We start from the raw sequence: 14314 nt of genomic DNA, 5'->3' as shown, positions 1-14314 counted from the left end.
AATTATTAAAATCAGTAAAAAACCGGAGTTTCTTTTTGTTTGAAGAAATTCTGAAGATTTTCAAAGTTTTGCCACAATAAAGATTCAAAATCGACATGATGAAAAGCTCTCATCCTTCTTCCTTTTTTATAGGCTTTGATGTAAATTTTGTAGTATTCAGGAAGAATAACCGTTCCCAAACCGATTGCCGCTAAAAGATGCGCATTAATTTTTCCATTTCCTAAAAGAAGAAATTGCATGGCGATTTCGTCTACGAAATTGATTCCACAACCAGTCAACAGGTGATGTACATCGTGATTTTCCATTTTGGGAATCATCGTAAAACCGTGTTTCTTATAAAACTCTCCTAATTTCCTGCCTAAAGAATCTTTGTGGAATTCCAACAGCTGTTCTTCGTTGAACTGCCATTGTCTTTTTTTCTTTTTGAAATATTTTCTGTACAATTTTTGTGTTTTGTCGTAAACGAACAGTAAAAATTTGATGCGTATTTTTTTCATAGTTTATGTATTTAATAAAATTCTAAAAAGTAAGATATGAGAAGCCAAAGTGGAGCTAAAAATGGCAATGAAACGGAAAGCCAAAAGCCAAGATTGAATAGATTTTTTCGAAAGTCATCGGTGTTTTCTTTATTGTGATTAAGATCTTCCGTAACGCCTAAAGAATAAAATAAATTTGCGAAAACAATCATTATTAAATATCCTATTCCTTGAAAAACTATAGTAAATAATGTAATTTCAAACTCTTCATCATAAGGCATTATAAAATTTACACCAACAATAACATAAATAATAAATGCGATAATTCCGGATAAAATCAATCCTAGATTATAGAGGTATCTCTTATCACTCCACCATTCTCTAATTTGAGATTTTGTAAGTTTTAAGTCTTCTTTCATATATAGATGTTTATTGTTTTTTTAAGTCATATGGTATCGCCAAATCTTCATGAGTGTTTGTGTTTCAACATTAGTAATGGCGATTTCATACTTAAATGTTTAGGAGAGATATACCAATAAAGAAATACAAAATCGCAATCGGAATATTTATACAGATTACCCCAATTGCATTTAAGCAAGTCTGAAGCTGTGATTTATTAAAGAAGCCATACACAACCAATGAAAGAACGATGAGTAAATTGATTACAGTGCCAATAATTAGAACAAAATAGCCGAAGAGTGCAAACATATCCTCTTTAAAAATTATAAATCCAAAAAGACATATGTTTCCGAGAATTAAAAAGGTTAGAAAAGTATATTTTCCAATGTTTATAATATCTTTATTTTTCATCTTTAAAATTTTAAGCTTGTGTTAAAGTAAAAACCGTAATTTCCGGACGAACCATAAAACGCACCTGAAAAGAATGACCTAAAGCACGGTTGATGTACAACATTCTTCCGTCTTGCAAATCGATTTCTCCGGAAATGTATCTTTTATTCTCAACAGGAAGAATTGGTGTAATCACTCCCGGAATTCTGCATTGTCCACCATGAGTATGACCGCTCAAAATCCAGCCTTGATAACCGTTCCAGACATCTTTATCACAAACATCGGGATTGTGACAAAGGACAAGATTGGCTTTTTCAGGATCGTAATCTTTCATCACTTTCATCGGATCAAAATTCGGTGACCACAGATCATCAAAACCAAGTATATTTAAACCATGCGATTCTGTCTGTTTATTTTTAAGCATTATCACTCCGTTGTTTTGAAGAATTCTACAAATTTCTTCTGAAGAACCGAGATCTTTCCAGTTTTTTCCGTAGTCGTGATTTCCCATGATTCCGAAAGTTCCCAATGTTCCGAAAACACCTTTTTGGATAACTTTTTCTAAATTTTTGTGATCTTCGGAAGTTCCGTGATTGACATAATCCCCTGTGTAGACCACAAAATCAGGTTTAAATTCCTGGGCTTTTTCGAAAGATTCTATGAGAAAATTCCAGTCAAATCTATTTCCAACGTGCAAATCTGAAATCTGCATCAAAATTTTTCCTTCTAAATGTTCGGGAAGATTTTTAATGGGAAGTTTTCTTTGAACAAATTCTACCCAAAATGGCTCAATTTGCCATGAATACAAAAAAGGTAAAGCTCCAATTGCGGAAAGCTGCAACAGTCTTTTGAGAAATTTTTTCCTGGTCATTTTTTGAATTTTTTATCTGGAATACTTTTTAAGCTCTCGCAGATTTAACAGATTATGCAGATTTTAAGATTTGAATTCGCTAAATCTGCTCAATCGGCGAGAGATATTTTTATGGATTCAAATTTTAGCTTCCTGCGAATGGAGTTCCGAAAATTCCTACAGCCAGTTCCATCCAGACCAAAACAAGAATGGCTACAATGACAAGACTGATGATAATTTTGTAATTCTTATTTTTAACTAAAGCCCTTACCAAGCTTATCAAACCCGCAGTTCCGAAAAGTAAAATTCCGGCTGCGAGAAAATCAAATTCAGACCAATTAAAGCCTTCTACAAAAATATTTCCTAAAAATGCTGCTGCCAATAAAAGTGCAGGAACAGCAAAAATTGCTGCTGTTGTTTGTTTGTGTGTCATCATTTTTTTTAATTTTAATTTATAAAGTACTTTGTTTTTCAAAGTTTATTTTCAAAAAAATATAGTCTTTATCTTCCTATTAATTTTTCAAGAGCATTTAAATGTTCTGTAAAAGCAGTTCTTCCATTTTGAGTTACACGATAAGAAGTCTTTGGTTTTTTTCCCACAAATTCTTTTTTTACTTCAATATAATTTGCCTTTTCCAAAGCATTACTGTGACTTGCCAGATTTCCATCGGTAATTTCCAATAAGTTTTTCATTTCAGAAAAATCAACCCAGTCATTCACCATAAGAACGGACATAATGCCCAATCTTACACGGCTTTCGAATTCTTTATTGAGTTGACTGATGTTAATCACTTTAATCTAATTTTATTAATTCTGAAATAATCATACAAAGCAGGATCAACTGCAATTATCTCATATGTTTTTCTATTTTCGATCACAACAAAGTCATGATCTTTAAAAAACTCTGACTTAAAAAGTGAATGAATATTATATCCTAAAAAATAAATCTTTCCCACTTTATGTTTCCCACATCATTCATCATCCAACATTTGTACTTGCAATTTATTATTAATTGAAGAAGTCAAAAAAGCGGAATGCCCAATACAATTTGCTTTTTTTGATTCTAAGAGCTTGTTTGGATCATTATCACATTTTCATAGTCACTTATACTTCCTATGCATAATCAAACCATACACGATATGCAGAACACCGAATCCAAAAGTCCAGGCAATTAATCCCCATCCTAAAAAGAACAAGGAAATCAATCCTAATCCAATTTGGCAAAATCCTAAGTATTTTACATCAGTCAAAGTATACCGTTCTGCATTTACCAGAGCCAATCCGTAAAAAATCAATGTAGCAGGAGCAACCAAAACAAAAAGATGGTGATATAGTAAGCCCAAACAAACAAATCCGCCCGTCACCAAAGGGATAGCAAAGGTAAACAAAAGTCTCTTGGTTGTCGCATCCCAAATTTTCAGACCTTTTTTCCTGCTTTTACTGGCAGTGAAAAAATATCCGCTTAAAACAGCAACAATTAAAATGACAGTTCCCGTAATTACTAATTCATTGACAATACTTGAATTAGAAATTCTTCTTTCTCCATCAAAATAATCCAGCCCTTCTCTTTTAAAAACATAAAAAACATATGCGGCACCTAAAATTGCAGCCAAACCTGCAACAACACCGGACAATCCGCTTAATGAAATAAATCTTGAAGAACGCTCCATCATAGAACGAATATGCGATAAGTCTTCGTGATAGTTTTTTGATTCCATATAAAAGAACTTTGAATTACAAAGTTATATTTAATTTTCAAATATCAAAACTTTTTTCAAACTATTTGTTCAAATTGTTAACTTTAGAAAAAACATAGTTATGGATAAAGAGATTCTGCGCTCAGAAATTTTCAGACATTTGGATGGCGTTGTTACTGCACCCATTGTCACTTCTTTGGTAAAGAATGAAATTATAGCATTCATTATACTAAGAGAAAAAATATATTTGAACGAGCTTTCAGAAAATTTTAAAGCGAATGAAGGTAATCTTAATGTGGCAATTCGTGCATTGGCATCTCAGGATTTCCTCAATTATGAAGTAGATAATGAAAATGATATTATCTCAATTTCTGTGAATGAAAAAACACAATTTCTTCAAAAATACAGTCTGCTTTATATAAAAGTTATTCCATTTCTGAAGCTTTCTACGAATATTAAAAATCAAATCAACGAAGTTTCATTCATTGAAGAATTTAAGCAGCTTAGTGATTCCGTTAAAAATAATTTTGGAATTCAGTTTTCTGATTCTGATACGGAAAAAGAAGTTCAAATTCAAATTTTAAAACATATTGAAGGCTGCATCATCGGCCCGATAATCGTTTATTTAGGAATGACAGGAATGTTTCATAAATATTTTATGGAAACATCTTTTCAGGCCGCAGAATTTCACAAGAATTCGGAAAATTTCGAAGTTATCTTAGATTTTATGACGCATTTAGGCTGGTTTAAAAAATCAAATGATAACTATAAATTTACCGAAACCGGAATTTATTTTGCAAAAAGAGCCGCTTCTTATGGCGTTACCGTTTCTTACCTTCCTTTGCTGAATAAAATGAATGATCTTTTATTCGGAAATGCTTCAAAAATCAGAGAAATTGCAGAAGGCGAAGACGAAATCCACGTTGACCGTGCGATGAATGTGTGGGGAAGTGGTGGTTCTCATGCAAATTATTTCAAAGTTGCCAATGATTTTATTATTGAGATTTTTAATCAGCCGATCCATTTACAGCCGAAAGGAGTTCTCGATATGGGATGTGGAAACGGTGCTTTCATTCAACACATTTTTGAAACTATTGAAAGATATACGCTCCGTGGAAAAATGCTTGAAGAACACCCGCTTTTTTTGGTTGGTGCAGATTACAATCAAGCAGCCCTGAAAGTCACTCGAGCCAATCTTATTAATAATGATATTTGGGCAAAAGTAATTTGGGGCGACATCGGAAATCCTCAACAATTAGCGGATGATTTAAAAGAAAACTATGAAATTGACCTTTCAGATTTATTAAATATAAGAACTTTTCTGGATCACAACAGAGTTTGGAAGGCCCCCGAGAACAGTCATCACGAAAGAATCAGTACTTCAACGGGAGCATTTGCTTATCGCGGAAAAAGACTTCAAAATAATTTAGTAGAAGAAAGTCTGAAAGAACATCTAGAACTTTGGCTTCCGTACATTCGAAAAAACGGACTTTTAATCATTGAGCTTCATGCTTTAGATTCAAAACTTACTGCTAAAAATTTAGGGAAAACTCCCGCAACAGCTTATGAATCGACGCATGGATTTTCTGATCAATATATATTGGAAGTTAACGTTTTTAAAAAGATTTGCCTTGAAGCGGGTCTGAAAACCGACAAAGATTTATTTAGAAAATTCCCGAATTCTGAATTGGCAACGGTCTCCATAAATTTATTGAAAAGCTAAAATGTAAGTAAAATTTTACCGCAAAAGAAACAAAAGATTTTCTTATTTTTTAAGATTTTCAAAGAGAGCAAAATGAAATATATTACATTTTGTTAACCATTGATTTTATCATTTATCTCTTTGTGTCTTTTGCGGTAAAAAATAAAATTTTTAAAATGAAATTTGAAACCATAGAAACAGAACGTTTATTAATTAAAAAACTTGATTCACAAATAATGAACAAAATTTTTGAGTTGAATAACGATGACGAAATCAAGAAAATATTAGGTTTTACTGATAAGGAGTTTATCCGTCAGAAAAAAATCCATCAAAAAGGTTATGAATCTTACAATCAAAAGATGCTGAATTTTCAAATTGTAGAAAAAAAAAGCAACACCATTATCGGAAATTGTGGTTTTCACAGCTGGAATCCGCAACACCATCGTGCAGAAGTAGGTTATGCCTTAAATTCTGATGAGTTTAAAAATAAAGGATTCATGAAAGAAGCTCTGCAAAAAGTGATTGAATACGGTTTTCAGGATTTGGATTTGAACAGAATTGAAGCTTTAATTGACGAAAATAATATACCTTCCAAAAAGCTGCTGGATTTTTATGGTTTTACAAAAGAGGGGGTTCTTCGTGGCCATTATTTAGTTGATGGAGTTTTCGAAGATTCAGTTGTATACTCATTGTTAAAATCAGAATATAAAACAGTTTGAAAGATGATTAAATATAATATTTTGAATTCGTTTTCATTTTCGTTCGCAAAGGCATTTCACTCAGCAAAAGAAACCCTAATAATTTGAATATCATCTAAAAAAAAACAAAACCATTCTGAATAACAGAATGGCTTTTTGTGATTTGGAATATCTATTTACTGAGGAAGTTTGGTGCCGCTTATTTCAATGGGTAAACTTACAGTTTGCCCGCCATCATCAAGATTTGTCCAGGTTGAATTTGCAACGACGAACTGTTTTGCATTATTTACTTTCGTCCCGTCATGAGGAAGCTGAGGATAAAAATGAGTTCCGTTTGAAGTTTTAGAACCCCATTTGATCCAATAGGTTCCTGCTGAAAGATTCAAATCAGGTGTCTGAGTTTTCACTTTGTAAATTTTACGGGTTGTAGTATCGGGTTGTCCCTGCAAAATTCTGTACATTTTGGTTTCTTCAGAAGAAACATACCGGTTTGATGTAAGATCACCATAGATCTTCACCGCTCCCGCAACTGACGGATCTGAAGAATAAATTTCAAAATATAATTCATTCAGAGGGAAAGTAGTCCCTGCAAAATTGGTTTGATAAGCATAAAAATAAATATTCCGAATACTCCATTTCTGACCGGACGGAACTACAAAATCTTCTGCAAGCATACGATCAGTAATCGTTCCGTTCAATCCCCAAGTTGATTGTGGAGACTTCACTTCGCTCCAGGTAAATCCTGCAGGAACACTTGTTCCCGCAACAGAGGTAGTTCCTGTACTCATTCCTTTTGCTCCTTCCATGGTAAATGCTTCAGGTTGTGGAAGTACAACTTGTTCATCGTCATTACTGGAGCAGCTTAAAGCTAAAGTGGCTGCAGAAAAAAGGCATAAAAAAAATCTTGCTTTCATAATGTTTAGGTTTTATAAATTATTTGATTACAAAACTACATCCGCTGAAAGTCATATTTTAAAGGAAAAACACCCATTTTAAAAAGGGTGTTTCCATGTTTTTTGATAAATTTAATTCAAATTAAAAATTGAGTTTGGTTTATTTTGCTCTCAATCTTTCTTTAATTGCTTCGATATTTTTCTTGGCAGAATCTTCCAAAATCAAACTTGCGCTCATGTGAATTCTTGCAGGCATCAACTCGTTGAAATATTCTGTTCCTTCCCAAGAAACTTTTTTTATTAAAGCTAAAGCATCTTCACTTCTTGAAGAAAGAGTTATCATAAACTTATCAAGTTTAGAATCCATTTCTGCAATCGTTTCAGAAACCGAATGATAAATATTGTGCTGTTCTGCCCAATCTGCAGACCTGAAATCTGCATCAATTGCCATTGCCGAAAACTGAGATTTCCCAATTTTTCTTTCAACATAAGGACCAATCACAAACGGACCGATTCCCAAGTTAATTTCCGTTAAAGCTAAAGCAGAATCTTTCGTTGCAAAACAGTAATCTGCACCACAAGCCAAACCTACTCCACCGCCTGTAGTTTTTCCCTGAACTCTTACGACAACAATTTTACCACAATTTCTCATTGCATTTAAAACTTTAGCAAAACCTCCAAAGAATTTTGTGGAAGCTTCCAGCTCTTCAATCGCTAAAAGTTCATCAAAACTTGCTCCTGCACAGAACGCTTTTTCGCCTTCACTTTTTACAAGAATCGCTTTTACTTCACTTTTTGCTCCTTCGTCGAGAATGGCTTGAGCCAATTTTTCAAGAATTGCTCCGGGAAGAGCGTTGCTTTTTGCTGTTCCGAAAGTGACTTCGGCAATATTATTTTTAATTTCTGATGTTACAAAATCACTCATTTCTTATTTGATATTCGATTCAAACAAAAATACTAACAATTGTTCGGTTAAAAAATTTAATACAAAAAATTCTATATTAAAATACAAATGCGTACAAATACTGAGTTTTAAAACGGGTATTTATACTCTACGGTTTTCTACCGGAAATCTGTTATTTTGTAACAGATAAAAGAAGTATTAAGTTAATTCCCACGAAAACTTTTTATAAACACTAAATGTTTTCGAAACACGATTCTAGGCATAAATGAAAATTCCCCAACAAAGGGGAATTTATTTTTTAAGGAAGTTTAAACCTATTTTCTTCCATATATTAAAATTCTTTTGAATGAGTAGATCGCAGGAAATTTTTCAAATTTTTCTGAAATTCGCCTTTTGTACTCAGTCGTAAATTTTTCCTTCTGTTCATCATCTAACCTTTCCAAATAAGGAATCAAAGCAGAACCGGAGATAAACTGAAATAGTTTTTCAGCATCATCCGCAATAATTGGATAAACTTTGATAGAGATATTCAAATTTTCCAAGCCTGCATCAAACATCATTTTAGCATACTCATCCAAGCTTAAAACCGAAGAAACTCTGTTCCAGTTTTGAAGTTGAGTTTTATAGGGTTCTTCAGAAGCCAGCTGAAAAAGAATCCGGTTGAGAATGTTTTCAGACTGAACCGGCATTTGCACTGCAAACTGCCCTTTTTCACTCAACAATGAAAGCAGTTTTGGAAACAATTTTTCATGATGATCTGACCACTGTAAGGCCGCATTGCTGAAAATCAGATCCCATTTTTCGTTGGATCCATACAATTCTTCGATCGTTTGTTTTCTGAAAATTAATTTTTTATTTTCAAAACTAAAAGATTTTTCAAGCATTTCTTCTGAAGAATCAATCCCTAAAAAAGTTGTATTCTCAAATTTCTCTGAAAGAATTTTTGTCTGTTCGCCAGTTCCACAGCCAATATCGATTGCTTTTTCTAAATATTCAGGAGAAATATTTTCTGCCAAATCGAAAAAAGGTTGGTAACGGATGTCTTTAAATTGGTTGTAGATTTCGGGATTCCAGGGCATATTATTCTTATTTTTTAAATTAAACTTTTTTGCGGATTTCGGAGGAATTTTATATTAAGCATTTCAATTTGCGTTCCGTAGGAACGCTATTTCTTTTCAATCATAAAACTCAAATAAATATTCATCTTTAAATTCAATTTCAAAAGCCTTCAGAAACTCAATATACTCTTCTCTAAAATTTTTCTTTCTATGATGTATTTCCTGATTCAAAACATAATTTACAACCTGCTCTTTCTGACTTTTTGCATAGGAAAACGCTCCGTAACCTTGTTGCCAGGAAAAATGATTCGGAATTAGCTTCTTTTCGTTAATAAAATTTGTCGATTCTGTTTTTACAATTTTTACTAAATCTGAAATCGTGATCTGCAAATTTTTGTAACTGAAAAAGATATGAATATGATCTGGATTAGCATAAATCGCCAAGACCTTCTGTCCTTTATTATAGAAAATTCCGCAAATATATTTTTCAATTTCATCACGGATTGAATTGATTATTTTGTTTTCTCTGCCTTTTGTGGCAAAGACCAATTGAATGTAAATCTGGGTGTACGTATTTGGCATCATTGTGTTTTTTAGATGGCGTTCCTACGGAACGCTGTATTGGTTTATATTATTTTTTCTACACAGATTACGTTCCTACGGAACGCTCTACAAAAAAACATTTTTAGCATTATCTGACTGTAAAACAAATTTGATTTTCATATGTTTTTCAGCGCTAAAATATACTTATCAATATACAAATCTTTCTCTTTTGATTTATACTGTTGAATATATCTCGGATGTTCTAAAACAGTCAACTTATCGAAAAGATCAGCTTCCTGATTTAACTTTGAAATAAATTCTGCATTCTTTTTTCCTAAAATAAACACTTCAGAAGTATCGAGATTTAAGCTGATATGTTTCTTCAAAGAATCAATCATAAAATCTTTTACGTCTCTGAAAAGTTCTTTATCATCGTAATAATTGGCGTTAATCCAATTTCCTTTTGATTTTCTGACAATCGCCAATGGAAAAGGAGAATTGATATAAATATCTTTATAAAATACCTCTGCTCCACCATAAGATTGGATCATATCGTAAATGAAAACAGAAGAAATTTCATGCGTGTGAGCAGATTCCATTTTGATTCCGCATACACTATCCAAACGTTTTGTATCTGTAAACGGAACTCCTGTAACGCCCGCTCCGTGACGACTCGGATTAATTCCAACCAAAAATTTCCTTTGATTGGAATCATTGTAATATTTTTGATAAAACTTTTCCATGACCATCATGGTTTCAGGATTATCGAGATACGGATTTAAAACCTGAAAATTGTCTGGCAATTTTCCGGAGTATTTCAAATTTCTATTGAATTGAGTAACCTGATCTGCAAAAGTTTTCATTTTACTTTACATGTTCTCGTTTAATTTCTTCTGTCCATCCATCATTCCAGCTTATTTTAATGGAATTACATGTTTTATCTTCTCCTTGCAAGAATTCTATCTGATAGTCCATTCCTACCTGAAATAGTGTATTGGTGACAGGAATCATTTTAAACGGAATTCTATTCTGTTGATTCACATCTCTGAAAAAAAGGGTGTTATCTTGTTTTGTTATTTCAAATTCTGCAAATCGTCCAGTATATCGGTCCAAATCTGAACTGTTTACATCTACATCTGAAGTAAGAGATCTGTTATAATTGATAAGCCAAATGATTTTCCTTTTTTCAGATTCATCTTTAGCAGACGATAATTTTGCAGACAAAATTTCGTTTTGAGCCGTAATCAGGCTGCTTTTCTCATCTGAGTTGATATCCGGAATTACGCCGGTTCCTTCCCAATCTGTTTTAGTTTTTTCGTTTTCTGATCTTAAATAAGGAATAAATCCTACAAAACCATTTCCTAAACTAAAGCTTCTGGTAAGGTGTGCTCCTCCGTTTGTGGCTTCTCCGATGATCTTTGCGTTTCTTTGATTTTTAAGAATGTAAGCAAATCCTTCTCCTGCCGAATAGGTCTTTTTACTTGTAAGAATATAAAGCGGCATATTCAGCGTTATATCCTGATTTTGTATATAATTATCAGACCATTTATTCTCAATCTTATTGAAACTTCTTCCGGTTTTTATTTTTGAATTAAAGAAATAACCCAAAATCTCATTTGCTGTAACCGCATTTCCGCCACGATTATTTCTCAGATCAATAATCAAAGCATCCGTATTGGAAACAAACTGCATGGCAGAACGGATAGTTTTTCTGGCTTCATCATTAGGTAAAGAAAAGTTGGTAAATTCTACATATCCGATATTGGAAGGAAGTATTTCCAGTTTTCTGAAATAAAAATTTACCGCTTTTTCTTTCTCGATATCTGAATTGGATATTTTCTCAGCATTTTTTTTTGATTCATTAAATAAAAGAATATCTTTTTCTAAATCAGGATCATATACTATTCTTAAATGCTTATCATTTTGTACTGAAAGAATATTTGAGACAAGTTTTTCTGCAAAATCCTGAGGATTAACTGTACTTTTATATACTTTAGATTTATTCTGTTTATATAAGTAGTTTTCAATTTCTAAGACTTTTTCAGGATAGACATAATTCTTTTTTATAGCTGAAACGATATTTGTAATGGTTTCATTTTTTATTTTTTCGTCTATTTGAGGCATTTCTTTTTGAGCAAAAATAATTTGTCCAAAAAATAAAAATGCCGTAGAAATTAAAAACTTCATAATCATTAATTTTTAACTTAAATCAATCCGAATTGTTCAAAATGATGCGTAAAATGTTTTCTTTGGAAAAGTTCCATCATTTCTTTATTCAAATGTCCGAATCTTGGATTGTAATGCTCTGCAAAAGGATTTTCTTTGTAATAAACAGTAAATTCCTTTAAAGTTTCAATCAATTTCCCCTTCGCTTCATCAAGATTTTTATTTTTATTATGAGGAACTTCACCTTCTTTCCATAACGGATATTGCGCTCCCGGACGAATCTTTTTTTCTGTGTACAGCCAATCCTGAAGTTTTTCTAAATTTTCAGCAGGAATTTCAGGGAAGTCTTCCGGTTTTAAATCACCAAAACCATTTCTCAAAACTTCTTCCAAATGCTCAACCATCAATTGCGGAGTGAAATTTCCAAAAACAGGTTTCGTACTTTCAGTCAGACCATTCAATTTTTTCTGAATATGCTGAACTTTAAAATCAATAAATGAAGATTGTTTTGCCACTAAAGTTAAAATTGTCGCTACACAAACGATCTCATCTCTTTGATTGATAACCTCAACCAGCCATTTCACAACTCCGGAAGGAATATTTCTCCCTTTTACGCCTCTGTTGATTTTCTCTTTCGCGGTTAAATAAACCGTAATCGTATCTCCTGCATAAACAGGTTTGAAGAACGAACAGTTTTCCAGCCCGTAGTTCGCAATAACAGGTCCTTTTTTACCTGAAACGAACAAACCTGCCGCTGCAGAAAGGATGAAATATCCGTGAGCAACAGTTTTATCGAAGATCGTTCCCGTTAAACTTGTTGCATCGGTGTGAGCGTAAAAATGATCCCAGGAAACATTGGAGAAATTAACGATATCTGCATCCGTAACCGTTCTTCCTGCTGTTTCCAAAGAATCTCCAACCTCAACTTCCTCAAAATATTTCTGGAAAGGATGCTTGTCTGAATATTTTTTCTCAGCTCCTTGCTGATAAACCTTTGTAATTGCTGTCAAAATATCCGGAGAACCCTGAATCGCTGTTTTTTGAAGGAAAAAATGAAGACCGTTCAGTCCGCCCATTTCTTCTCCACCACCTGCTCTTCCGGGACCACCGTGCATCAACGTCGGAAGCGGAGAACCGTGACCTGTGCTTTCTTTCGCACTGTCCCTGTTCAATACAAAGATTCTTCCATGCTGTGAGGCCATTTTCCAGGAAGTTTCTGCCACGAAATTGTTATCGTGAGAAACAATGGAACCTACCAAACTTCCTTTTCCTCTTTTTGCCAACGCTGCCGCTTCTTCCACATCTTTGTAAGGCATTAAAGTAGAAACCGGACCGAAAGCTTCGACATCGTGAGAGATATTTTTAGTGAACGGAGCATCATTTAAGAACAATTTCGGACTCATAAATGCTCCATTTTCATAGTTCGCATCTACCAATTCGTGTTTTCCGTCATAGACAAGTTCATTTTCAGTTTTTAAAACATCAACTTTTCTTAAAACCTCATCATACTGTTGTCTTCCCACCAAAGAACCCATTCTTGTTTCTCTGCTCAACGGGTTTCCGATTTTTGTCTGATCTAAAGCTTTAGATAAAGCATTCTGAACATCACCAATTAAGTTTTCCGGAACAATAATTCTTCTGATTGCCGTACATTTTTGTCCGGCTTTTGTGGTCATTTCGTTACGAACTTCTTTGATGAATAAATCAAATTCCGGAGTTCCTGGTTTTGCATCCAAACCAAGAATTGAACAGTTCAAAGAATCTGCTTCCATATTGAAACGAACCGCATTTCCTGAAACTGACGGTAAAGATTTTAATTTTCTACCTGTTGTCGCAGAACCTGTGAACAGTACAGAATCTCCATCCTGAACATAATCCAGAATATTTCCAGGTTCACCACAAACCAATTGAACAGCACCTTCCGGAAGAACACCGCTTTCAATCATATCCTGAAAAACAGCATTCGTTAAGTAAGAACCAAACGGAGAAGGCTTTACAATGGATGGAACACCTGCCAATAAAGAGGTGGATAATTTTTCCAACATTCCCCAAACCGGAAAGTTGTATGCATTGATTTGTACAGAAACTCCTTCGCTTGGCGTTAAAATGTGAGTTCCCAAGAAAGTTCCGTTTGCCGAAATTTTCTGAGTTTCCCCATCTACCCAAAACGGAGTGTTCGGAAGCATTCTCTTCGCCAATCCTGAATAGGTGAAGAAAGTACCGAAACCTCCTTCGATATCTACCCAAGAATCAACGTGAGTTGCTCCTGTTTTATATGATAAATCGTAATATTTTTTCTTTCTTTCTAAGAGGTAAAGCGCTACTTTTTTCAACATTTCCCCACGATCGTAGAACGTCATCGAAGAAAGATTTTTGTAACCTACCGTTCTTCCGTAATCCAAAGCCTGCTCAAAATTCAGACCTTCTGTATCTGAAATCGCAACTTGTTCACCATTTACAGCGTTGTACAAAGGAATTCCGTTTCCAGAGCCCTCAATCCATTCGCCATGAATGTAATTTTTTAACTTTTCCATATAG

The 14314-nt window shown here is 33.7% G+C and carries 15 protein-coding genes; 2 read left to right on the top strand and 13 right to left on the bottom strand.

Annotated features, from left to right (window positions below; translation table 11 throughout):
• Nucleotides 1-11: 11 nt before the first annotated feature.
• The 6 genes from ACOOWA_RS09335 to ACOOWA_RS09310 all read right to left on the bottom strand — a co-directional run bounded on the left by ACOOWA_RS09335 (nt 12) and on the right by ACOOWA_RS09310 (nt 3833).
• The gene (locus tag ACOOWA_RS09335; protein ID WP_421374832.1) at nt 12-497 is read right to left on the bottom strand and encodes a Coq4 family protein; all 486 of its coding nucleotides are present in this window, start codon (nt 495-497) and stop codon (nt 12-14) included.
• 11 nt (nt 498-508) lie between these two features.
• Entirely contained in the window at nt 509-895 is a 387-nt protein-coding gene (locus tag ACOOWA_RS09330; RefSeq protein WP_421374830.1) for a hypothetical protein, read from the bottom strand.
• Between the two features lie 401 nt (nt 896-1296).
• Complete coding sequence (locus ACOOWA_RS09325) at nt 1297-2136, bottom strand: metallophosphoesterase (RefSeq protein WP_421374828.1); 840 nt, start codon at nt 2134-2136, stop codon at nt 1297-1299.
• A 124-nt stretch (nt 2137-2260) separates the two neighbouring features.
• Nucleotides 2261-2551, bottom strand: a complete 291-nt coding sequence (locus ACOOWA_RS09320) for a hypothetical protein (protein WP_421374826.1) — start codon at nt 2549-2551, stop codon at nt 2261-2263.
• 65 nt (nt 2552-2616) lie between these two features.
• Nucleotides 2617-2907, bottom strand: a complete 291-nt coding sequence (locus ACOOWA_RS09315) for a winged helix-turn-helix domain-containing protein (RefSeq protein ID WP_421374824.1) — start codon at nt 2905-2907, stop codon at nt 2617-2619.
• Nucleotides 2908-3215: 308 nt separating this feature from the next.
• Nucleotides 3216-3833, bottom strand: a complete 618-nt coding sequence (locus ACOOWA_RS09310) for a hypothetical protein (RefSeq protein WP_421374822.1) — start codon at nt 3831-3833, stop codon at nt 3216-3218.
• Between the two features lie 100 nt (nt 3834-3933).
• Here ACOOWA_RS09310 and ACOOWA_RS09305 point away from each other — a divergent pair, with 100 nt between their 5' ends.
• Together ACOOWA_RS09305 and ACOOWA_RS09300 are read left to right on the top strand one after the other, a co-directional pair.
• On the top strand, nt 3934-5535 hold the full coding sequence (locus ACOOWA_RS09305) for a class I SAM-dependent methyltransferase (RefSeq protein WP_421374820.1): 1602 nt from the start codon (nt 3934-3936) through the stop codon (nt 5533-5535).
• Nucleotides 5536-5690: 155 nt separating this feature from the next.
• Nucleotides 5691-6233, top strand: a complete 543-nt coding sequence (locus ACOOWA_RS09300; protein ID WP_421374818.1) for a GNAT family N-acetyltransferase — start codon at nt 5691-5693, stop codon at nt 6231-6233.
• A gap of 155 nt (nt 6234-6388) precedes the next feature.
• Here ACOOWA_RS09300 and ACOOWA_RS09295 read toward each other — a convergent pair whose 3' ends face one another.
• The 7 genes from ACOOWA_RS09295 to paaZ all read right to left on the bottom strand — a co-directional run bounded on the left by ACOOWA_RS09295 (nt 6389) and on the right by paaZ (nt 14310).
• Complete coding sequence (locus ACOOWA_RS09295) at nt 6389-7126, bottom strand: hypothetical protein (protein WP_421374816.1); 738 nt, start codon at nt 7124-7126, stop codon at nt 6389-6391.
• 139 nt (nt 7127-7265) lie between these two features.
• Nucleotides 7266-8030, bottom strand: coding sequence for an enoyl-CoA hydratase/isomerase family protein (locus ACOOWA_RS09290; RefSeq protein WP_421374814.1), 765 nt, complete (start codon nt 8028-8030; stop codon nt 7266-7268).
• Between the two features lie 293 nt (nt 8031-8323).
• Nucleotides 8324-9088, bottom strand: a complete 765-nt coding sequence (locus tag ACOOWA_RS09285; RefSeq protein ID WP_421374812.1) for a methyltransferase domain-containing protein — start codon at nt 9086-9088, stop codon at nt 8324-8326.
• Between the two features lie 96 nt (nt 9089-9184).
• The gene (tnpA, locus tag ACOOWA_RS09280; RefSeq protein WP_421375579.1) at nt 9185-9649 is read right to left on the bottom strand and encodes an IS200/IS605 family transposase; all 465 of its coding nucleotides are present in this window, start codon (nt 9647-9649) and stop codon (nt 9185-9187) included.
• 137 nt (nt 9650-9786) lie between these two features.
• Complete coding sequence (locus ACOOWA_RS09275) at nt 9787-10473, bottom strand: SMUG2 DNA glycosylase family protein (RefSeq protein WP_421374810.1); 687 nt, start codon at nt 10471-10473, stop codon at nt 9787-9789.
• 1 nt (nt 10474) lies between these two features.
• A complete protein-coding gene (locus ACOOWA_RS09270) occupies nt 10475-11797 on the bottom strand; it encodes a S41 family peptidase (RefSeq protein ID WP_421374808.1) in 1323 nt (440 codons plus the stop codon).
• A gap of 17 nt (nt 11798-11814) precedes the next feature.
• Complete coding sequence (paaZ, locus tag ACOOWA_RS09265; protein WP_421374806.1) at nt 11815-14310, bottom strand: phenylacetic acid degradation bifunctional protein PaaZ; 2496 nt, start codon at nt 14308-14310, stop codon at nt 11815-11817.
• Nucleotides 14311-14314 lie beyond the last annotated feature (4 nt).

It is taken from the genome of Chryseobacterium sp. GP-SGM7, from assembly GCF_049166575.1.
Classification (GTDB): Bacteria; Bacteroidota; Bacteroidia; order Flavobacteriales; family Weeksellaceae; genus Chryseobacterium.
Note: the sequence above shows the minus strand (reverse complement) of the source record. Positions and strands in the feature narration are given on the sequence as shown.